This window comes from Micromonospora sp. NPDC005194 (genome assembly GCF_040608335.1).
In the GTDB taxonomy this organism is placed as follows: Bacteria; Actinomycetota; Actinomycetes; order Mycobacteriales; family Micromonosporaceae; genus Micromonospora.
Genome location: NZ_JBEXIA010000010.1, coordinates 108568 through 129861, shown reverse-complemented (window position 1 = coordinate 129861; position 21294 = coordinate 108568). Strand labels below are relative to the sequence as shown.

The window sequence follows — 21294 nt, the reverse complement described above, 5'->3', positions numbered from 1 at the left end:
CCGGACCGAACGGGATACCCCCGCGCCTCCGTCAACACCAACCGGACAACCATTGCCATCTGGCTAATTACCGGACAGCGCCTCGCCGGGACCGGTACTACGCTGCGGCGGGTGAGTGACGAACGCGACGATCACCAGACCCCGGCGGGCGAGCAACCCGACGGGGAGCGGGCCCCTCGCCGGCCGCGCTCCACCGATCCACTGGAGTTGGGTTTCACCCCCCGCAAGCCGGTGCCATGGCTGGCCCCGTTCCTGTTGATCAGCACCGGTATCCGCACGCTGCTGGCGATCCTCTTCGGCGCCTACCTGGACAAGCGCGAGTTGCAGAACGCCTTCGGCGACGGCATCTTCCGCCAGGCGGGGCCGGACGGCGGGCTGTGGCTCGACTACGTGGCCGACCTCGGTGACGGCTTCCACGCCACCTACTCCGTCGCGTACCTGCTGGCGCAGCCGGAGCTGACCGTGGACGGGCACCGGCTGCCCCGTGCGCAGACCCTGGTGATGGGCGGGGACCAGGTGTACCCGTCGGCGGCCTACGCGGAGTACGAGAACCGGTGCAAGGGGCCGTACCAGGCCGCGCTGCCGGCGACCCCGCCCGAGGGTCCCACGCTGTTCGCGGTGCCGGGCAACCACGACTGGTACGACGGCCTGACCGCCTTCCTGCGGCTGTTCGTTCGCTCCCGGGACCGCAACTTCGCCGGCTGGCGCACCGGGCAGTCGCGGTCGTACTTCGCCGTGGAGTTGCCGGCCGGCTGGTGGCTGCTGGGCGTCGACGACCAGTCCGGCTCATACCTGGACGACCCACAGTTGGCCTACTTCGACGAGGTGGCCCGGCGACTCACCCCGGAGTCGAAGGTGATCATCGCGGCGCCGTCGCCGACCTGGGTCAAGGCCGCCGACGACCCCATGGCGTACGACTCGATCGACTACTTCGTCCGGACCATCATCGACCCGACCGGGGCGCAGGTGCGGCTGCTGCTCTCCGGCGACCTGCACCACTACGCCCGCTACGCCGGCCCGGACCGGCAGTTGATCACCTGTGGCGGCGGCGGTGCGTACCTGTACCCGACGCACAAGCTGCCGGAGCGCATCGAGGTGCCGCCCCGGGACACGCTGGCTCGGCGGGCCAGCCGCACACAGCCGTACGACCTGGTGGCCCGCTATCCGGACGCGGCCCGCTCCCGGCGCTACGGCTGGGGCATCTTCGCCCGACTGCCGTTCCGCAACCCCGGCTTCGCCACGCTGCTCGGCACCCTGCACACCCTGCTGATGCTGGCCATGGCGGGCGCGACGGCGAACTGGGCCGACAGCACCAACCAGCGACTGTTCAGCGTCCCGCTGGTGCTGATGGTGCTCGTGACGGTGGTGGCGGCGGTCCTGTTCGCCAAGCCGCCCAGTGCCAGCGGCAAGCGGCATGTCCGGCACTGGATTCTCGGCGTCAGCCACGGCGTGGCCCAGGTGGCGTTGGCCGCGGGCGGCACCTGGGTCTGGTTGGCGCTGCCGTTCTACGACTGGCCGTGGCCGCTGCCTGCGGTCGCCGCGGCGGTGCTGTACGGCCCGGTCATCGGCCTGGTGGCCAGTCAGCTGGTGGCGGCGTACCTGCTGGTCGCCGGTGCGTTCGGGGTGAACGTCAACGAGCTGTTCGCCGGGCAGGGTATCGAGGACTCCAAGTCGTTCCTGCGGTTGCGCATCGACCCGGACGGCACGCTGACCGTCTATCCGATCGGAATCGACCGGGTCTCCCGCGACTGGCAGGTCAACCCCGACGACTCCCCCTCCGCAAGCTGGCTGACCCCGAAAACTCCGCTAACTCCCCACCTGACCGAACCCCCCATGGTCCTGCACTGACCCTGACCGCACCCACCAGGTGATCAAGAGGTTCGCGTCATTCGGGGCCCGAATTTTGACGCAAACCTCTTGATCAACAGGGTTAGCCGGGGGGGCCAGGGGGTGTAGTCCGGTTCCCCTGGGGTGGAGGAGGTCCTGCTCTACGGAGTGGGGCCTTCTTCGTATGACCGGCGCGATCCGCAGACGTCAGACAGCGAGCACCGCTTGGTCTCGCCGCTGGAGAGCTGGCGAACAGTCACCGTCTCGCTCGGGACGTGCCGCGAGACGACCCTGGCCTCGCCTTCCGGGGTGGTAACCCGCTGGCCGCTCGTCGGGTATGTGCCGCTTCTGTCATACAGCGGGTGCTCGTACTTCAGGCAGCACATCAACCGGCCACACGCCCCCGAGATGCGCAGCGGGTTCAGCGGCAGATCCTGGTCCTTGGCCATCCGGATGGTCACCGGCTCGAAGTCGGTGAGGAACGTCGCACAGCACAGGTCCCGACCACACGAGCCGATGCCGCCCTGGACGCGGGCCGAATCCCGTGCCGAGAGCTGCCGCAACTCGACCCGGCAGTGCAGGGTGGCGCCCAGGTCGCGGACCAGGGAACGGAAGTCCACCCGGTGCGGGGCGGTGAAGTAGACGGTGCTGCGCTCGCCGCCGCCGTCACCCGAGCCGAGCACGTGGTCGACGGCCACCACCTTCATCGGGAGGCCGTGCGCACGGATCAGCCGCTTCGCCGCCACCTTCGCCTCGGCCTTACGACGGCGCAGCGCCTCGTCCCGGAGCAGGTCGTCGTCGCCGGCCAGCCCGACCAGCCGGGGGAAGCCGTCGGTCTCCTCGGTCACCCACTGGGCGGCCCAGACGCACTCGGCCACCTCGGGCCCGTCGTCGGTCGGCACCAGCACCCGGTCGCCCACCTGCGGGCGCAACTCGCCCGGGTCGAGGTAGTAGAGGCGCCCGTACCGGTTGAAGCTGACCGCGCAGAGCATGCCCATCCCCCCACCTTACGACGCATCACCGCAAAGGGCGCACCGGCCAATCCCTCCATCGCATCCATGACCGTCGACTCGACCTATTGCCGGGCCACCCGTCGTGCCGTTGACCCTCGCCCGGACGGTTGATTCCGGCCGCGGGTGGGGGACAAACGTCTCCGGGCGGCGTTGAGTGGAGGCAGACCTGCGGGGGGTGCAGGGGGAAGACCACGGCGTCGCCGTGGGCGCCGACTCTGCTCGGGCGCCCGCGAGCGACGCCGTGGCCTGTCGGGGGACGCGGCGATCGGCTACCAGCCGACCCGGGTGGGCTGGTCGTAGCGGGGACGGGCGTCCATCGACGACCGCCAGGTGGACTCGGCCAGGCTCGGCGCCCATTGGCGCAGCAGTGTCTCGGCGCCGTCGTACGCGACGCACAGCACCGCCAGCACCCGCGCGGCGATCTCGGCCGCGTCGGCGACACCCGGCCCGACCGGCGTCAGGCGGGCCGGCGGGCCGGTGGCGGTGGCGGCGACCACGGCCACCGCCTCGGCCGAGCGCAGCACGTCGGCCATCGTTCGGGCCAGGGCGAGGCGGCTGCCCTCCACCCAGTCGGCGAGGGCGTCCGCGTACCCGGCGGTGGATTCCAGTCGCCCGACGAGGCTCTCCGGGCCCTCGTCGAGATGGCGCAGCAGCGCGGCGCGCTCCTGCCCGTACGCCGAGGCGGCCGGACCGGACCAGAGCACCGGGTCGGTGAGCGCCGCGCCGACGTCGTCGTACCCCCGGACCAGCCGGCGCACCGCGTGCCCGGCGCTGGCCAGCGGCGCCGGGTGCAGGTCGAGGAAGCCCCGGACGGCGTCACCCGGCAGCACCTGCATCCGGCGCAGCAGAGGCCAGACCCGGTGGCCCTCGGGAACGCCGGCCGCGAGCAACGCGTCCACCCGGTGGAGCAGGTCGAGGCCGGGTTCGGCGAGCCGGTCCAGTGGGTCCATCACGGCTCCCCGATGATCCGGCGGCGGGCGGCGCGGTCGACCTCGGCGTACCGGTCGGCGGCCTCGCGGACCGCCGAGGCAGCGGCTGCGAGCCGAGCGGCGGCGGCCCGTGCCTCGCGGGCCCGGTCGTCGGTGGCGGCGGTCCACTGTCGGTGCAGCGCGCGACCGATCTCGCCGGGGCGGCCCGGGGCGTCCGTGCCGAACGCGGCCTGGGCCGGGTCGCTGGCGGTGACCGTGTGGGACAGGGTGGTCAGCGTGGCGCTCGCCTCGTCGAGCCGGGCGGAGAGCGCGCGCAGGGTGTCCATGTCAGGCCCCCGCGAGCGGTCGGTAGGCGGCGAACGTCTCGTTGTGCAGCTTCTCCCGGGCCCACTCGGCGGCGTCGGCGGCCGCGGTGACGGCGGCCTGCACCGAGCCCGCCACGTCTCGTGGGCTGCGGGTGTGCAGCGGCCCGAGGAACCGGACGTCGGTGATCCGCCCACCGGCGGTGACCACCACCTCGACCAACCCGTCCGGCGACCGGACGGTGACCTCGACGGTCGACACGGCCTGGTCGAACTCGGCCTGCAGCGATTCGATGCGGCGGTAGCGCCGCACCGCCTCCTCGATCCAGGCCTCGTCGATCTCCCCCCGCGGCATCGGCGACTCCTCCCGGATGGCCCCTCACTGAGCGTGCCGTCACCGTCACCACGGCACACCGGACCGTACCGCACAGCAATCGCGCGTGTCGATGGCTGTGGACAACCGGCTGGAGCTGCGGGTCAGCCCTTCCAGAGGGCGAGCATCATCGCCTCGACCGCGATCCGTGGCTTGACGTTCGCCTCGATCGCCGCCCGGCAGGCGAGGACGGCCTCCAGCCGGCGCAGCGACCCCTCGGCGTCCCACTTCTGAGCCCCCGCGCCGGCCAGCGCGGCGGTGTCGGTGTGCACGGGATCGACCGGGGCCCGCAGCGCCATGGTGAGCGCGTCCCGGTAGAAGCCGGCCAGGTCGACGAGCGCGCGGTCCAGCGCGTCCCGCTGGGCCCGGGTGGCCCGCGACTTCTGCCGCTTCTCCAACTCCTTGAGCTGCCCGGCGGCGCCGCGCATCGCGCCGGCCGCGCCCCGGCCGGTGCCGCCCGCGCCGAGCGCGGTCTCCAGCGCGGCCCGTTCGGTCGCGTCCGCCTCGGACACCGACGCCTCAGCCTCCGCCTCGGCCGCCTCGATCAGCGCGGACGCCGCGTCGAACGCCGCGCCGACGCCGGTCAGCCGGCGCGGCACGGCGAGGACCGCCTCACGCCGCTTGCGGGCCTCCGGATCGCGGGCCAGCCGGCGAGCCCGACCCACGTGCCCCTGCGCGGCCGCCGCCGCCCACTGCGCCACGTCGGGCGCGATGCCGTCCCGACGGACCAGCACCTCGGCCACCGCCGCGGCCGGCGGCTGCCGCAGGGGTACGACACGACAGCGCGACCGGATGGTCACCGAGATGTCGTCCGGGTGGGTGGACGGGGCGCAGAGCAGGAAGACCGTACGCGGTGGCGGCTCCTCGATGGCCTTGAGCAGCGCGTTGCCGGCCGCCTCGGTGAGCCGGTCGGCATCCTCGATGACCACCACCTGCCAGCGCCCGCCGGACGGGGTGCTTGCCGCGCGCAGCACCAGCGCGCGCATCTCGCCGACGCCGATCGAGAGCCCCTCCGGCACCACCATCCGGACGTCGGCGTTGGTGCCGCCCATCGTGGTGTGGCAGCCGGGGCACTCGCCGCAGCCGGTGCCGTACGTGCACTGGAGGGCGGCGGCGAAGGCCCGGGCGGCGACCGAGCGACCGGAACCGGGCGGCCCGGTGAAGATCCAGGCGTGCGTCATCCCGGTGGACGGGTCCAGCGCGCCGGGCTCGGTGCCACCGGTCTCGGGAGCGGCCTCGCTGGCCGGGCCGGCGGCGATCAGCGCGGGCGTCCGGTCGGCCGCGCCAGCGCGCAGCACGGCCGCCGCCGCGCCGGCGGCCCGGCGCAGTTCGGCGACCGCCTCGTCCTGGCCGACCAGATCGGCGAAGACGTCCGGCATCAGGTCTTGTGCTCCATCGTCACCAGCTCCGCGTCGGATAACTCCGGCTGCACCGAGGTGTCCGGGCCCTGCGCGGGGCGGGGGTGCACGATGCCGCCCGGCTTGCCCAGCATCTCCTGTACGCGCCGGACCACCAGCTGAGTGATCTCGTCGACCGGCCGGGACGCGTCGAGCACCAGGTAGCGCTTCGGGTCGGCGGCGGCGAGGTCCAGGAACGCGTAGCGGACGCGCTCGTGGAAGGCGATCGACTCCGCCTCGAGCCGGTCGGCGCCCGCGTTGCGCGAGGCCACCCGGGACAGGCCGGTCCGCGGCTCGACGTCGAGCAGCACCACCAGGTCCGGCTTGAGCCCACCGGTGGCCCAGGAGGAGAGCCAGGAGACCTCGTCGACCGGCAGCGTCCGCCCGGCGCCCTGGTACGCGAGCGACGAGTCGACGTACCGGTCGCTGATCACCACACCGCCACGGACCAGCGCGGGCCGAACGACGGCGGCCACGTGGTGCGCCCGGTCGGCGGCGTAGAGCAGCGCCTCGGCGCGCGGGGAGGGCGCCTCGTCGCCGGAGGTGTCCAGCACCAGCGACCGGATCCGCTGGCCGACGGCCGTGGCCCCCGGTTCGCGGGTGACCAGGACGTCGTGCCCCTGGCCGCGCAGCCGCTCGGCGAGCGCGGTGAGCTGGGTGGACTTGCCGGCGCCCTCGCCGCCCTCGAACACCACGAAGAGCCCGGCGGAGACGAACGGCTCGGAGGGCATCAGCGGGCGACCACGGATCGAGCCCCACAGGTCGGCGAGGACGGGGACGCCCTTCTTGTCGTCCATCTGGCCGAAGGCGCTGATCCCGGCGAAGATGCCGGCGGCACCGGCGGCGAGCAGCAGCAGGCGGGTGGAGGAGACGGAGATGCCGAGGTCGGCGATTGTCAGTTTGCGGGAGCCGCCGACGCCGACCAACACGCTGCTCAGCCCGATGGCCAGGATCAGCACCAGCCGGGTGCCGATCTGCACGACCGCGAAGACCCGGCCGCGCACCTCGTCGGCCACCTCGCCGCCCAGCAGCGTGGTGCCGGCCAGGAAGGCCATCCCGGCGCCGGCGCCGACCAGGACCGCTCCGACGATCGCCATGGACAGGTGGATGGCGAAGGCGAGGGTCATCACGGCGGCGCTGGCCAGCACGATGCTCATACCGAACCACCGACGCCGGGACATGTCCTTCACGATCATCGGGCCGAGCCCGATGCCGAGGGCCAGACCGACGAAGATGGCGCCGAAGAGCAGCGAGAACGCGGCGTCGCCAGCGCCCAGCGAGCTGGCGAAGAACTTGGCCGTGCCGACCACGATGCCGCCACCGGCGAACGCCCCGAAGATGCCCAGCACCAGACCACGCACGAGCGGGGTCTGGCCGATGTACTTCCAGCCCTCGGAGAACTGCCGGAACATGCTCTGCTCGGAACGCCCGGCCTCACCGCGTTGTGCCTCGCTGATCTCCTTGATCCCGAAGGCCACCACCAGTGCGGTGGCGAGCCGGGTGAAGGAGTTGAACCAGAGCGCGAGCTGGGCCGGTTCCGCCCAGGAGGGCAGGTCGCCGCCGACGGCACCACGGACGCCGCGGTCGAGCACGGCCAGGCCGACGGCGGCGGCGACCGGGGTGAGGCCGTACGTGGTGATCAGGGTGAGCTGGTTGGCCGCCTCCAGCCGGGCCCGCGGGATGAGGTTGGGGACCGCGGCCTCCTTGGCCGGGATCCAGAGCAGGGTGATCGACTCGATCAGGAAGGTGGCGATCAGCGCCCAGCCGACCACCAGGCCGCCCGGGGCGCCGCTGAGGGCGTAGAGCGGAATGGACGCGAAGAGGACGAAGCGCAGCAGGTCGCAGATGACCATCGTCCAGCGCCTGTCGAACCGGTCGGCGAAGACGCCGGCCACCGGGCCGAGCACCAGCGCGGGCAGCAGCCGGATCGCGGTCACACCGCCGAACGCGGCGCCCTGGGCGGTGCTGCCCTGCACCTGGGAGGCGGCGAAGAGAGCGGTGGCCAGCAGACCGAGCCAGTCGCCGAAGGAGGCCGCGCCGAGCACGATCCAGAGCCGCCGGAACGGCCTGATCCGCAGAACCGAGCGGATCGCGGCGTAGCCGGACGGATCGACCTGACCGGAGCTGGACTGGTTGGCGGCGTTGCCCGACTGGTCACCCGCGCGCGACACGCCGGGCGACTCGCCGCTGTTCTGGCTTTCGATGGCCGTACCTCCACGTGCCGGCCCATCGCTGGGCACCCCCGGTGGAACACTCTAGACCCGGTGGGGGCCGCCCCACCGGCGACATTCTCCTGCTCGCTGAGCCTAGGCCGCCGGGGGCGCCGGCCGCAGCCCGGGACGTACGCGAGGGTATTTCGCATTCACCGTCGGACAGTTAGCGTGCACACGTGGCCATCGAAAGCGACAAACTGCGCGACCGCCTGGACCGGGCGACCGCCCATCTCGACCCCCCGTACGCCGTGGTGGATCTCACCGCCTTCGACGCCAACTCGGCGGCCCTGGCCGACCGCGCCGCCGGCAAGCCGCTCCGGCTGGCCAGCAAGTCGGTGCGCAGCCGGGAGCTGATCGGCCGGGCGCTCGCCCGCCCCGGCTGGCAGGGCGTGATGGCGTTCACCCTGCCCGAGGCGATCTGGCTGGTCCGCGCCGGCATGAGCGACGACGTGCTGGTCGCGTACCCGAGCGCCGACCGGGCGGCCCTCGCCGAGCTGGCCGCCGACCCGACGCTCGCCGCCGCGATCACGCTGATGATCGACGGCACCGGGCAACTGGACTTCATCGACACCGTCCGAGCCCCGGGGCAGCGCGCCGAGCTGCGCCTCTGCCTGGACCTGGACGCCTCCTGGCGACCACTGCGCGGGGTGCACGTCGGCGTCCGCCGCTCACCGGTGCACAGCGCCCGGGCGGCCGGCGCGCTCGCCGCCACCGTCGCCGGCCGCGCCGGCTTCCGGCTGGTCGGGCTCATGTCGTACGAGGCGCAGATCGCCGGCCTGGGCGACGCGCCGCCGGGGCGGACGCTGCTGGCCGGCGCGATCCGGCTGGCCCAGCGCGGGTCGTACCGCGAGTTGCTGGCCCGCCGGGGTGCGGCGGTGGCGGCGGTACGCGAGCACGCCGACCTGGAGTTCGTCAACGGCGGCGGCACCGGCAGCGTGGCCGCGACCAGCGCCGATCCCGCGGTCACCGAGGTCACCGCGGGATCGGGCCTGTACGGGCCGACGCTGTTCGACGCGTACCGCGCGTGGCGGCCCACCCCGGCGGCGTTCTTCGCCTGCGCGGTGGTCCGCCGGCCGACGCCGGAGCTGGCGACGGTGCTCGGCGGCGGCTGGATCGCCTCCGGCCAGGCCGCCGACAGCCGGCTGCCCCGGCCGTGGCTGCCGGCCGGCCTGAAGCTCGTCGCCACGGAGGGAGCCGGCGAGGTGCAGACCCCGCTCTCCGGCGCGGCGGCGGCCACCCTGCGGGTCGGCGACCGGGTGTGGTTCCGGCACGCCAAGGCCGGTGAGCTGTGCGAACGGGTCAACGAGCTGCACCTGGTCGAGGGGGACGCGATCGTGGCGACCGTGCCCACCTACCGGGGCGAGGGCCACGCGTTCCTCTGACGGGCCGCCCCGCGCGCCGACTCAGGCGTGCTGGACGGCCTCGGTCTGCTGCTCGTCGGCGGGGTGGCCACTGTCGCGCCCGTCGACCTGGCGATGCAGGTACTCCCGGATCAGCGCCTTCGCCTCGAGCAGCACCCGCTCGTCGCCGTCGGACTTCCGCCGGAACGCGAGCTTGATCAGCGCGTCGGCGGCCTCCACCGCGATCTCCAGGACGAAGCGCAGCTTCGGCACGTCGGTGAGCCCGAAGCGCTCGGTGAGCACCCGCGCCAACTGGTCGGCGATCACGCCGTTGTTGTCCCGCTGCTCATCGAGCAGGTGCAGGTCGACCACGTCGCCGAAGTGCAGAGTACGAAAGCCCGGGACGGTGCGGTGCATCGTGATGTACTCGTCGATGCCCGCGTCGACGCCGTCCCACCAGTGGGTCATCTCGTCGGAGGCGAAGCGCTCGTCGAGCCGCTGCAGGTAGGACTCCATCGTGCGCAGGGTCAACGCCTGCACGATCGCCCGCTTGTCCGGGAAGAACTGATAGACCGACCCGATCGCCACTTCGGCCCGCTCGGCGAGCAGGGTCGTGGTCAGACCCTCGTACCCCACCTCGTCGACGAGTTCGGCGCAGGCATCCAACATGCGCTGTACCCGCGCGACACTTCGACCCTGCACCGGTACGCGGCGCAGCGGCCCGGTCGTGGCGGCTGGTGTGGACACTCGGCGCCACCCCCCTTCGACGGATGAACATATCTCCACGTCACGAGTCCGTGACTACCGGTACAACGAGCGGATCGCAATTGCGGTATTTACCAGGTACAACGTTCCTGATATGAAGTCAGTTCATATTCATGAATGAGGAGCGCGCATGGTCGACACGGCACCGCTCACCGCCCCCTGGTCCAACTGGGCCGGCAACCAGCGCGGCTCAGCCACCGCCATCCTCCGCCCCGGCTCGGTGGCCGACGTCACCGAGGCCGTCCGTGCCGCCGCCGCCGAGGGCCGCCGGATCCGGGTGACCGGCAGTGGCCACTCCTTCACCGCCATCGCGCTCGCCGACGACCGGCGGATGGAACTGTCCGAGTTGGACACCACCGTCAGCGTCGACGTCGCGAACCGGCTCGTCACCGTACCGGCCGGAATGACCCTGCACACGCTCAACAGCCTGCTCGCCCGGCACGGCCTCGCCCTGCCCAACCTCGGTGACATCGACGCGCAGACCGTCGCCGGCGCGATCTCCACGGGCACCCACGGCACCGGCGCCAGCTACGGCTGCCTGTCCACCTTCGTCGATGCGATCACTCTGGTCACCGGCAGCGGAGAGGTGCTGCGCTGCTCCGCCGACGAGCACCCGGACGTCTTCGCCGCCGCCCGGGTGTCGCTCGGCGCGCTCGGGGTGCTGGTCGAGGTGACGCTGCGCTGCGTCGACGCCTTCGTCCTGCACGCCCACGAACGGCCCGCCGCGCTGGCCGATGTGCTCGCCGACCTGCCCACTCTGATCGGCGGCCACGACCACGTCGAGTTCTACTGGTTCCCCTACACGTCCCGGGTCCAGGTCAAGACCAACGACCGGGTACCCGCCAACGACCGGCCGCTGTCCCGCTGGCGCGGCTGGTTGGACGACGACTTCCTGTCCAACACGGTCTTCGCCGGCGCCTGCCGGATCGGCCGAGCCGTGCCGGCGCTGGCACCCGGCATCAGCGCCGTCTCGGCCCGCGCACTCACCGAACGGCAGTACACCGGGCGCTCCGACCGGGTGTTCTGCACCCCACGCCGGGTCCGCTTCGTGGAGATGGAGTACGGCCTGCCCCGCGAGGCGCTACCCGAGGCGCTCGCCGCGCTCCAGCGGATCGTCGACGGGCTGCCGTTCAAGGTGCTCTTCCCGGTCGAGGTGCGGTTCACCGCCGCCGACGACATCTGGCTGTCGCACGGCTACGGTCGGGACTCCGCGTACATCGCTGTGCACCAGTACGTCGGCACGCCGTACGAGCCGTACTTCCGGGCCTTCGAGGAGGTGGCCGCCGGGCTGGGTGGCCGCCCGCACTGGGGCAAGCTGCACTACCGGGACGCCGCCAGCCTGGCCCCCGCCTACCCGAGGTTCGGCGACTTCCTGGCCGTACGCGACCGCCTGGACCCCGACCACCGGTTCGCCAACGCCCACCTCGACCGCGTCCTCGGCGGCGGCGCTCAGCCGCCCGACGCCTCCACCTGGTCCGCGCCGGCACCGAGAGCCCGGACGTAGCCGAGCACCCGCTGGTACGCCGCCCGGTAGTCGCCCCGCAGACCTGGCGGAGTACCCGGGTCGGCAAGCGCTGCGGTCAGGTCGACCAGCCGGAGGGCCGGCGCCAGGTCGGTCCAGGTTGGCAGTGCCTCCATCCGGGTCACCGTCCAGCGCCCCGGGGCGGTCTCGGTGAAGGTCGCCCGGGCCATCACACCCTCGCGGTTGTCGTCGATCGGCTCCTCGTGCCGGGCCAGTTCGTTGCCCATGCCGAAGACCACCCACTTGTCGCCGAAGCGCTGGAACGGCTGCACCGCGTGGGCGTGATGGCCCAGGATGAGGTCCACGTCGGGCGAGGAGATCAACTGCTGGGCCCAGGCCCGCTGGTCGGCGTCCGGCAGGTGCTGGTACTCCGTACCCCAGTGCAGGCTGAGCACGACGATGTCGGCGCCGGCGGCGCGCGCCTTGTGGGCGGCGGCGCGGATCTCGGGCGGATCGATCAGGTTGGCCAGCCACGGCTTGCCCGGGGGGCGGCTCAGCCCGTTGAAGTTCAGGCTGTACGCCAGGTGGGCGACGCGGACGTCGCCGACCTGGTAGATCCGGGGCCGGGCCGCTTCGGCGGCGCTGCGGGCGCTGCCGGTGTGCCCCAGCCCGGCGGCGTCGAGTGCGCGGATTGTCCGGGCCACCCCGTCGGCGCCCTGGTCGAGGGTGTGGTTGGAGGCGGTCGAGCAGCCGTCGAATCCGGTGGCGCGCAGCCCGTCGAGCACCTGCGGGGGCGCGTTGAACGACGGATAGCCGGCGAACGGGCCGGCGGGATCGGCCAGTGGCGTCTCGAGGTGGCACAGCGCCAGGTCGGCGCCGCGGACCGCCGGGGCGACCCCGGCGAACATCGGGGCGAAATCCATGCCGCCGGCACGGGCACCGTCCCGGCGCGCCTGGTCGGTCACCGCTGGATGGATCAGAACGTCACCCGCGGCGACGAGTCGTACGGTCCGCCGGTTGGCGGGATCCCGGGTCGGCCCGGTGGACGACCCGGGGGCGACGGTCTGCGGGGGAGCGTGCGACGCGGTGGCGCCGGCCGGCGAGGGGCTGTCCGCGTCCATCGTCCGGACGCCGACCGCGACCACGGCGAGCAGCAGCGCGCCCGCCGCAGCGCCGACGAGCACGCGGCGGCGCGAAACAGGGGCTGCGAACATCCCCTCACGTTAGGCAGTCCACACCAGAGCCCAGCCACCGAATTGGACATTTAACCCATTAGGGGCGGCGTGCTGGCTGTCACTCCTCGGCAGGACTGGCGGTGGCCTTCTTCGGGGCCGCCTTCTTCGGGGCCGCTTTCTTCGCCGGAGCCTTCTTCGCCGTCGCCTTGGCGGTCGTTGTCTTCTTCGCGGCGGTGGACTTGCTGGCGGCCGCCGTCTTCTTGGTCGCCGTGGCCTTCTTCGCCGGAGCCTTCTTGCGCGGCGCCGGGCCCTTGGCCCGCTTCTCGGCGAGCATCTCGGAGGCTTCCTCCAGGGTCAGCGCCTCCGGAGTCTGTCCGCGCCGCAGCGACGCGTTGAACTCCCCGTCGGTCACGTACGGGCCGAACCGGCCGTCCTTGATCACCAGCGGCTTCTCGGTCGCCGGGTCGACGCCCATCTCCCGCAGTGGCGGCGCGGCAGCCCGCCGGCCCCGGGTCTTCGGGGCGGCCAGCAGGGCCAACGCCTCGTCCAGGCCGACCGTGAACATCTGCTCTTCGGACTCCAGCGAGCGGAACTCCTCGCCGCGCTTCACGTACGGGCCGTAGCGACCGTTGTTGGCGAACACCTCGACGCCGTCGGGCGCGACGCCCACCAGCCGGGGCAGGCTGAGCAGCCGCAGCGCCTCCTCCAGGGAGAGCGAGTCGGGTGTCTGCGAGCGCAGCAGCGACGACTTCCGCTCGCCGCTGGACACGTACGGGCCGAAGCGGCCGGACTTCAGCACGATCGGCTCGCCGGTGGCGGGGTCGTCGCCGAGCTTGCGCTCGCCGCTGCCGCCGAGGAACAGCTCGTGCACCTTCTCCGGGGTCAGCTCGTCCGGGGCGAGGCCCTCGGGGATCGGCGCCCGGTCACCCTGGGGGCCGCTCTCCTCGCCCTCACCCGTGGCGGCCGGCGCCGGCTGCTCACCGCCGGGCAGCTCCCGCTGGAGGTACGGCCCGTACCGGCCGACCCGGACGACGATTTCGCGGCCGTCGGAGTCGGTGAAGAGCGGGATGGAGTTGACGCTGCGCGCATCGATCTCGCTGAGGTTCTCGGTGACCAGCTTCTTCAACCCGCCGGAGCGGGCGATGTCCTGGTCGCCGGCGCCGTTGGAGCTGCCGAAGTAGAACGCGGTGAGGAAGTCGACCGCGGCGTGGTCACCGCCGGCGATCTCGTCCAGCTCGTTCTCCATGGTGGCGGTGAAGTCGTAGTCGATGAGGCGGGGATAGTGCCGTTCCATCAGCCCGATCACCGCGAAGGCCAGGAACGTGGGGATCATCGCCTGGCCGCGCTTGGTGACGTACCCCCGGTCCTGGATCGTCTGCATGATCGACGCGTAGGTGGACGGGCGGCCGATGCCCAGCTCTTCCAGGGCCTTGACCAGCGACGCCTCGGTGTAGCGCGACGGCGGCTGGGTGTGGTGACCCTGCGCCGCCAGCTCGTCGGCGGTCAGCGGCTGGTCCTTGACCAGGGTGGGCAGCCGGCGCTCGGCGTCCTCGGCCTCGGCGTTCTCGTCGTCGCTGGACTCGACGTACGCGCGCAGGAAGCCCGGGTCGGTGATGGTCTTGCCGGTCGCGCCGAAGTCGGCCTCCTCCTGGGAGGTGGAGACCGCGCGGATGCGCACCGACACGCTGGAACCGACGGCGTCGGTCATCTGCGAGGCGATCGTCCGCCGCCAGATCAGCTCGTAGAGCTTGAACTCCTCGGCGGACAGCTCCTTGGCCACCTCGCCCGGGGTGCGGAAATTGTCCCCCGCCGGGCGGATCGCCTCGTGCGCCTCCTGCGCGTTCTTCACCTTGCCGGTGTAGCGGCGCGGCTCCGGCGGAACGCTGCGCTCGCCGTACAGCTCGACGATCTGCCGGCGGGCCGCCGAGATGGCGGTCTCCGACAGGTTCACCGAGTCGGTACGCATATAGGTGATGTAGCCGTTCTCGTAGAGCCGCTGCGCGGTACGCATCGTCTGCTGCGAGGACAGGCGCAGCTTGCGGGCCGCCTCCTGCTGGAGCGTGGAGGTGATGAACGGCGCGTACGGGCGGCGGCGGTAGGGCTTCTCCTCGACGCGGGTGACGGTGAACGGCCGGCCCTCCAGGCGGGCCGCGAGCCCTCGGGCACCGCCCTCGTCCAGGTGGACGACGCCAGCGCCGGCCCGGACCCGACCCGTGGTCGGCTCGAAGTCCTTGCCGGTGGCGATCCGGTCGCCGTTCAACGCGATCAGGGTGGCGTTGAAGGCGCGCGGCCCCTCACCGGCGTTCGCCACGGCGAGGGTGGCCAGGATGTCCCAGTACTCGGCGGTGCGGAAGGCCATCCGCTGCCGCTCCCGCTCGACCACGATGCGGGTCGCCACGGACTGCACCCGGCCGGCCGAGAGCTTCGGCATGACCTTCTTCCACAGCACCGGGGAGACCTCGTAGCCGTAGAGCCGGTCGAGGATCCGCCGGGCCTCCTGGGCATCGACCAGGTCGCGGTCGATCTCCCGGGGGTTGGCCACCGCCGCCTGGATCGCCGGCTTGGTGATCTCGTGGAAGACCATCCGCTTGACCGGAACCTTGGGCTTGAGCGTCTCCACCAGGTGCCAGGCGATCGCCTCGCCCTCGCGGTCCTCATCCGTGGCCAGGAAGATCTCGTCGACCTCCTTGGCGAGCTTCACCAGCTTGCTGATCTGCTGCCGGCGGTCGGCGGAGACGACGTAGAGGGCGTGGAAGCCGTTGTCCACGTCCACCCCGAGGCGGGCCCAGGCCTCGCCCTTGTACTTCGCCGGCACGTCGGCGGCGTTGCGCGGCAGGTCGCGGACGTGACCGAAGCTGGCCTCCACGACGTACCCCGGGCCGAGGTAGCCCGAGATCGTCTTAGCCTTCGCCGGTGACTCGACGATGACCAGACGGGTGGTTCCAGCTTTGCTCGGCACGTCTCTGTCGACCTCACTCCTGCTCGTGGCCTGCCGGCGCCTACGACAGCGACCGCTCTCGACCCCGCCGCGGCACCGGCGGTCCGGATGTCCAACGTAACGCGCCGTCCGCGTTTCGGGTTTCGCGGGCGGCAATCCGCTGCGGCGCGGCGGTCAACTCCCGCCCCGCCGTGCTCGGCACTGCCGGACGGCGCCACCGTACACCGTGAGTAGGGCTCGAAGCGGGTCACTGTGACGATGGCGGACCCCAACCGGCCCATTCAAGCCCAGCTGTCCAACACCAGACACCTCACCCGCCCTCACCCCGCGCCACCCCCGCTCACATCGATCATGGGGTTGTGGTGGGCGTTTAGGCCCCGAAAGAGAAGTACGTCCACCACCACAACTCCAAGATCGACGCCGACGAGCGGCGGAACCACGGTCAGGGCCAGGCGTCCGTTGGCGCCGCCGGTGGCGGTGGGCCGACCAGCTCGGCGAGCCGCGCCAACCGGCGCCGGCCGGTGATCCGGTACGCCGGGCCGCCCTCGCCGGGGCCGAGCAACGTGCCGGCCAGGCCTGCGGCGGCGAGGGCGGCGCCGATCGCGTCCCACGACTCCTGGTCGCCCTCGCCGAGCCGCAGCAGGAAGCCGCTGGGCGGTTCCGGCGTCCCGGCGGCGGCGAGCCAGAGCCGCAGCCGCCGGCCGGTCAGGTGGAAGACGGCCGGCGGGCGCTTCGCCGGGCCGTGCAGCCAGGCGACCGCGAGCGGCTTCAACAGCCGGGTGTACGACGTCCGGACGGTGTGTCGCTCGTCCTCGGTCGGCTCCCAGCTCGCGGCCAGTCCGCGCTGCGCCAGTTCGGCGACGAGCACGTGCACCCGCCAGGCGGCGTCCACCCGCACCGCGAGCCGGACGGTGCCGCCCATCCGGACCACCTCGCCCGGACCGGCCAGCAGCCCGGCCAGATCGGCGACCGCCGGTTCGGCGGCATCCGCGCCGAAGAAGACCAGTTGCCGCCCCGCGTCGTCGGCGTGCGGCGGCCCGGGACGACTCGACTCCGATCGGGCCGGGCCGCCGCGTCGCCGGCTGGCACCCGACGTCGCCGGGCCGGTGTCCGGCGGATCGGGCTCGGGTGCGGGGAACAGCGCCGGCAGCGGCTGCGCCGCCGGAGAGTCACCGAGCCCGTTCAGCGACACTCCGGCACCTCGTCGAAGGCCTGTTTCAACTCCTCGGAGTTGAGCTGGCTGGTGTCCAGAGCGCTGGCGTCGTACTCCTTGTTCAGCGTCTCGACGGCGGCCCGCACGCCGTCGTAGAAGGCGTCCGGCTCGCCGGTGCCCAACCCCTCGATGGTGTCCCGGGCCCGGCCGTAGGCGTCCCGCATCTTGCTCAGCGAGCTGCGGAACCCGGCGGAGACGGCCTCGCCGTTGTCGGTCTCCGGGACGCCGGCCTGCTCGACCTTGCGGCGCGCGGTCTCACTGGCCTGCTCCGCGCCACCGAAGAGCCGCACCAGGTTCTCCTTGGCCTGCGCCGGAGTGGTCTGCGCCGTCATCTGCTGATCGGTGCTGCTGGTCAACTTGCTGATCTCGGAGCGCCACGGCGTGAGCGCGCCGCAGACCGACGCCGCCCAGGCCCGCGGGCTGGGCCCACCACCGCAGCCGGAGAGGACGACGACGAGCGTGGCCAGGACCACCGTGAGCTTTCCGGCGGCAGACGCCCGGCACGTACGCATGCGTTGCAGCGTACGGCCTCCGGCCAGGCGTGGCACCGGTCCGGATGGCCGGGGTCCCCGCCCGACAGGTACGTCGAGCGGGGACTCCGGTGCCGGTGTCGCTCAGGCGTTGACCGTCTCCGGCCGGTGGTCGGCGCTGCCCGCGCCGGTGTTGCCACCGGCGTCGGAGTCGTCCATCGCGATGCCCTTGCGCTTGCTGAAGACCACCGACGCCACGATGATCAGCGTCGCGACCAGCGCGATGCCCACCCGCAGTGCGACGTTGCGGTCGTCACCGACGCTGTACGCCACCACGGCGGGCGCGATCAGCAGCGAGACCAGGTTCATCACCTTGATCAGCGGGTTGATCGCCGGGCCGGCGGTGTCCTTGAACGGGTCCCCGACGGTGTCGCCGATGACCGTGGCGGCGTGCGCCTCGGAACCCTTGCCGCCGTACGCGCCGTCCTCGACCAGCTTCTTGGCGTTGTCCCACGCGCCACCGGAGTTGGCCAGGAAGACCGCCATCAGGGTGCCGGCCCCGATCGCGCCGGCGAGGTACGCCGCCAGCGCGCCGGGCCCGAGGCCGAAGCCGACCGCGATCGGCGCCAGGATGGCGAGCAGACCGGGGGTCATCAGCTCGCGCTGCGCGTCCCGGGTGCAGATGTCGACGACCTTGCCGTACTCCGGGCGCTGGGTGCGGTCCATGATGCCGGGCAGCTCACGGAACTGCCGGCGCACCTCCATCACCACGGCGCCGGCCGAGCGGGACACCGCGTTGATGGCCAGCCCGGAGAAGAGGAAGACGACCGCCGCACCGATGATCAGGCCGACCAGGTTGCGCGGGTTGGCCAGGTTAAGCGCGTTGAGGATCTCTGCCTCGACGTTGCTCACCTTCGCGTCCCCGTACGCGGCTTTCAGGGTGTCCGTGTACGAGCCGAACAGCGCGGTCGCCGCCAGCACCGCCGTGGCGATCGCGATGCCCTTGGTGATCGCCTTGGTGGTGTTGCCGACCGCGTCCAGCTCGGTGAGCGTCCGCGCGCCGTGCTCGTCGATGTCGCCGGACATCTCGGCGATGCCCTGGGCGTTGTCGGAGATCGGCCCGAAGGTGTCCATGGCGACGATGACGCCGACCGTGGTGAGCAGGCCGGTGCCGGCCAGCGCCACCGCGAACAGCGACAGCGTGATGGAGCTGCCGCCGAGCAGGAACGCCCCGAAGACGCCGGCGCCGATCAGCAGCGCCGAGTAGACCGCCGACTCCAGCCCGATGCTGATGCCGGCGAGGATCACCGTGGCGGCGCCGGTCTGCGAGCTCTTGCCGATGTCCTGCACCGGCCGGCGGTTGGTCTCGGTGAAGTACCCGGTCAGCGCCTGGATCGCCGCGGCCAGCACGATGCCGATCACGACCGCGCCGATGGCCACCAGTCGCGGGTTGCGGTCGACGTCGGTGAGGCCACCCTCCAGCTCGGCGAAGGTCGCCGGCAGGTACGCGTACGCGGCGATCGCCACCAGCACCGCGGAGATCACGGCGGAGATGTAGAAGGCCCGGTTGATCGCGGTGAGGCCGCTGCGGTCGGAGGCGCGCAGCCGGGTGATGAAGACGCCGACGATGGCGACCAGCACGCCGATGGTGGAGATGATCAGCGGGAAGACCAGACCGTCCTCGCCGAAGGCGGCGCGGCCGAGGATCAGCGCGGCGACCAGCGTCACCGCGTACGACTCGAAGAGGTCGGCGGCCATGCCGGCGCAGTCACCGACGTTGTCGCCCACGTTGTCGGCGATGGTGGCGGCGTTGCGCGGATCGTCCTCGGGGATGCCCTGCTCGACCTTGCCGACCAGGTCGGCGCCGACGTCGGCGGCCTTGGTGAAGATGCCGCCGCCGACCCGCATGAACATCGCCAGCAGCGCGGCGCCGAAGCCGAAGCCCTCCAGCACCGTGGGCGCGTCACCCCGGTAGACCAGGACGACGAGCGCGGCGCCGAAGAGGCCGAGGCCGACGGTGAGGAAGCCGACCACGCCGCCGGTCCGGAAGGCGATCTTCATGGCCGCCTCGCGGCCACCCTGTCGCTCCCGGGCGGCGGCGGCCACGCGCAGGTTGGCGCGGGTCGCCAGCCACATGCCGGCACCGCCGATGGACGCGCTGAACACGGCGCCCACGACGAAGAAGAGCGAGCGGCCGAGCTTCACGGCCATCTCGCTGCCGTCGGTGTCGTGCACCGGCAGCAGGAAGAGCAGCACCACGGCGACGACGACGAAGATCGCCAAGGTGCGGAACTGGCGGAGCAGGTAGGCCGAGGCGCCCTCCTGGACCGCCCCCGAGATCTCCTGCATATTCGTGGTGCCCTTGCCGGCTGCCAGCACCGTCTTCGTCAGCGCGGCGGCGAAGACGAGCGCCACCAGCGCGATGACCGCGGCGATGACGACGTATGTGACATTGCTTCCGGTAAGGGAAAGCCCGCCGCCATCGGCGGCCAAGGTCTCGGACATCTGTGTCCTCCTGTTACCGAACACTCGCGTCGACGGGTGGAGACGCACCGGTCGACGCCTGGATGCGGACTCGCAAGCGCGCGCCAACCCACCCCAGCGGACCAGCGATGACCACCCATACCCGCTGGCTGCGGGTTGGATCACTTGCTGACAACCCGGGTACTGTAGCCCTCCACAGTGTTCGAGGTCACACCGAGGTGGCACCGTGTCTCGATGATCTTCGTCGCTGTGTTATGAAACGAAATCTGATATAGGACCCGATCCATGACGAGAAGGCCGCACCCCCGCCGGGGATGCGGCCTTCTTCAGCAGTTCTCGGCCTTCTTCAGCAGTTCTGGGCCTTCTTCAGCAGTTCTGGGCCTTCTTCAGCAGTGCTCGGCCTTCTTCCGCGCTTCCTCGGGTCAGCGGCCGACCGGCCACACCATCCGCACCTCGGTGCCGATGCCCTCGTCGACCGGGCGCACCTGCAGGTCCTCGACGAAGCCCGCGAGCAGGGCGAACCCGACGCCCGTGGTCAACGCCTCGTCGGTCAGTGACTCGTTGGCCAACTCGTCCGGCGGCAACGCCGCCAGCCCGATGCCGGCCTCGATCGGCGCACGGTCCACCACCCGCACCGCGTACGTGCCGCCGTCGGACATCTCCACCAGCACCGGATCGGCCAGGCCGTACTGCCGGTGCAGGGCGACCGCCCGGGTGCACGCCTCACCGATGGCCAGGCGCACCTCGTCCAGCAGATCCTCGCGGACACCGGCACGCCGGGCGACGGCGACGCCGACCAGTCGGGCGGTACGCACGTGCACCGGCGCCGGGGAGAAGGAGAGCCGGACCGTCGCCATCACGCGTTGGCGCCGGTCGGGCCCGCACCGACCGCTGCCTCGACCGTGGGGTGCAACGGGAACACCTGGTCCAGCGCCGTGATCCGGAAGATCTTGAGCAGCGGCTCCTTGTCACAGACCAGGGCGAACGAGCCGCCGGCCGCCCGCAGCCGCTTGTGCGCGCCCACCAGCACGCCCAGCCCGGTGGAGTCGAGGAAGTCCACCCGCCCGAGATCCACGACCACGTGCCGGGCGCCACCGTCGATCAGCTCGAGGAGTCGTTCGCGGAGCCGGGGCGCGGTGTAGACGTCCACCTCACCGCCGACCTCGAGCACCGTGTGCTCGCCCACGGTGCGCGTCGCCAACGACAGCTCCATCGGTCCTCCTCGCCAGAGCCGTAAACTCTCCTGGGCATCTAACCACTACCGCCGGGGCACCCTGCGGTCACCGGCGGAGGCTTCCCCTTACCCCCGGCCCCGGCTTTTCATCTCCGAACACCAGTGCGAGAGTGCAGGACGTGACCTCCAACGACTTCATCTCGGCGCGTCCTACGCCGC

Annotated in this window: 16 protein-coding genes and 1 pseudogene; 3 read left to right on the top strand and 14 right to left on the bottom strand. The window is 72.2% G+C overall.

All coding sequences use genetic code 11. From position 1 onward, the window contains the following. The first annotated feature begins 111 nt into the window (after positions 1–111). Positions 112–1848 carry a metallophosphoesterase gene (locus ABZU53_RS11375; RefSeq protein WP_355065462.1) on the top strand — a complete coding sequence of 579 codons (1737 nt, stop codon included), beginning with the start codon at positions 112–114 and terminating at the stop codon, positions 1846–1848. Positions 1849–1988: 140 nt separating this feature from the next. Here ABZU53_RS11375 and ricT read toward each other — a convergent pair whose 3' ends face one another. The 6 genes from ricT to tmk form a co-directional block, all read right to left on the bottom strand. Then, positions 1989–2825 (bottom strand): regulatory iron-sulfur-containing complex subunit RicT, encoded by an 837-nt coding sequence (gene ricT / locus ABZU53_RS11370; RefSeq protein ID WP_354854689.1) that lies wholly within the window; start codon positions 2823–2825, stop codon positions 1989–1991. Between the two features lie 284 nt (positions 2826–3109). Beyond that, positions 3110–3790: a hypothetical protein gene (locus tag ABZU53_RS11365; protein WP_355065461.1), complete on the bottom strand. Its 681-nt coding sequence runs from the start codon at positions 3788–3790 to the stop codon at positions 3110–3112. Then, on the bottom strand, positions 3790–4095 hold the full coding sequence (locus tag ABZU53_RS11360; protein ID WP_354854687.1) for a hypothetical protein: 306 nt from the start codon (positions 4093–4095) through the stop codon (positions 3790–3792). The genes ABZU53_RS11365 and ABZU53_RS11360 overlap by 1 nt, the downstream gene beginning before the upstream one ends. 1 nt (position 4096) lies before the next feature. After that, the gene (locus tag ABZU53_RS11355; RefSeq protein WP_007454690.1) at positions 4097–4426 is read right to left on the bottom strand and encodes a YbaB/EbfC family nucleoid-associated protein; all 330 of its coding nucleotides are present in this window, start codon (positions 4424–4426) and stop codon (positions 4097–4099) included. A gap of 122 nt (positions 4427–4548) precedes the next feature. Next, positions 4549–5823, bottom strand: a complete 1275-nt coding sequence (locus ABZU53_RS11350) for a DNA polymerase III subunit delta' (protein WP_355065459.1) — start codon at positions 5821–5823, stop codon at positions 4549–4551. After that, a complete protein-coding gene (gene tmk, locus ABZU53_RS11345) occupies positions 5823–7913 on the bottom strand; it encodes a dTMP kinase (RefSeq protein WP_354860636.1) in 2091 nt (696 codons plus the stop codon). Before tmk ends, ABZU53_RS11350 begins: the two co-directional genes overlap by 1 nt. A 317-nt stretch (positions 7914–8230) precedes the next feature. Between tmk and ABZU53_RS11340 the strand changes: the two genes are divergently transcribed. Beyond that, positions 8231–9436: an amino acid deaminase/aldolase gene (locus ABZU53_RS11340; protein WP_354860615.1), complete on the top strand. Its 1206-nt coding sequence runs from the start codon at positions 8231–8233 to the stop codon at positions 9434–9436. A gap of 21 nt (positions 9437–9457) precedes the next feature. On the opposite strand, the gene ABZU53_RS11335 is transcribed toward ABZU53_RS11340, so the two are convergent. Beyond that, a complete protein-coding gene (locus ABZU53_RS11335) occupies positions 9458–10063 on the bottom strand; it encodes a TetR family transcriptional regulator (protein WP_354860638.1) in 606 nt (201 codons plus the stop codon). Between the two features lie 226 nt (positions 10064–10289). On the opposite strand from ABZU53_RS11335, the pseudogene ABZU53_RS11330 reads away from it, so the two are divergent. Beyond that, positions 10290–11600 (top strand): annotated as a pseudogene (locus ABZU53_RS11330) (D-arabinono-1,4-lactone oxidase); the annotation flags it as partial. Between the two features lie 8 nt (positions 11601–11608). Here ABZU53_RS11330 and ABZU53_RS11325 read toward each other — a convergent pair. From ABZU53_RS11325 to ABZU53_RS11295, 7 genes are all read right to left on the bottom strand, one after another. Continuing rightward, entirely contained in the window at positions 11609–12835 is a 1227-nt protein-coding gene (locus tag ABZU53_RS11325) for a CapA family protein (RefSeq protein WP_355065457.1), read from the bottom strand. A gap of 79 nt (positions 12836–12914) precedes the next feature. Next, positions 12915–15755: a type I DNA topoisomerase gene (topA, locus tag ABZU53_RS11320; protein ID WP_355065455.1), complete on the bottom strand. Its 2841-nt coding sequence runs from the start codon at positions 15753–15755 to the stop codon at positions 12915–12917. 421 nt (positions 15756–16176) lie between these two features. Continuing rightward, positions 16177–16926, bottom strand: a complete 750-nt coding sequence (locus ABZU53_RS11315) for a hypothetical protein (protein WP_355065453.1) — start codon at positions 16924–16926, stop codon at positions 16177–16179. Beyond that, positions 16917–17459 carry a hypothetical protein gene (locus tag ABZU53_RS11310; RefSeq protein WP_354860622.1) on the bottom strand — a complete coding sequence of 181 codons (543 nt, stop codon included), beginning with the start codon at positions 17457–17459 and terminating at the stop codon, positions 16917–16919. The genes ABZU53_RS11315 and ABZU53_RS11310 overlap by 10 nt, the downstream gene beginning before the upstream one ends. 102 nt (positions 17460–17561) lie before the next feature. Further along, on the bottom strand, positions 17562–19922 hold the full coding sequence (locus ABZU53_RS11305; RefSeq protein ID WP_354860623.1) for a sodium-translocating pyrophosphatase: 2361 nt from the start codon (positions 19920–19922) through the stop codon (positions 17562–17564). Between the two features lie 401 nt (positions 19923–20323). After that, a complete protein-coding gene (locus tag ABZU53_RS11300; RefSeq protein WP_234584146.1) occupies positions 20324–20758 on the bottom strand; it encodes an ATP-binding protein in 435 nt (144 codons plus the stop codon). After that, positions 20758–21114 carry an STAS domain-containing protein gene (locus tag ABZU53_RS11295; RefSeq protein ID WP_355065451.1) on the bottom strand — a complete coding sequence of 119 codons (357 nt, stop codon included), beginning with the start codon at positions 21112–21114 and terminating at the stop codon, positions 20758–20760. Before ABZU53_RS11295 ends, ABZU53_RS11300 begins: the two co-directional genes overlap by 1 nt. Between the last annotated feature and the right edge of the window lie 180 nt (positions 21115–21294).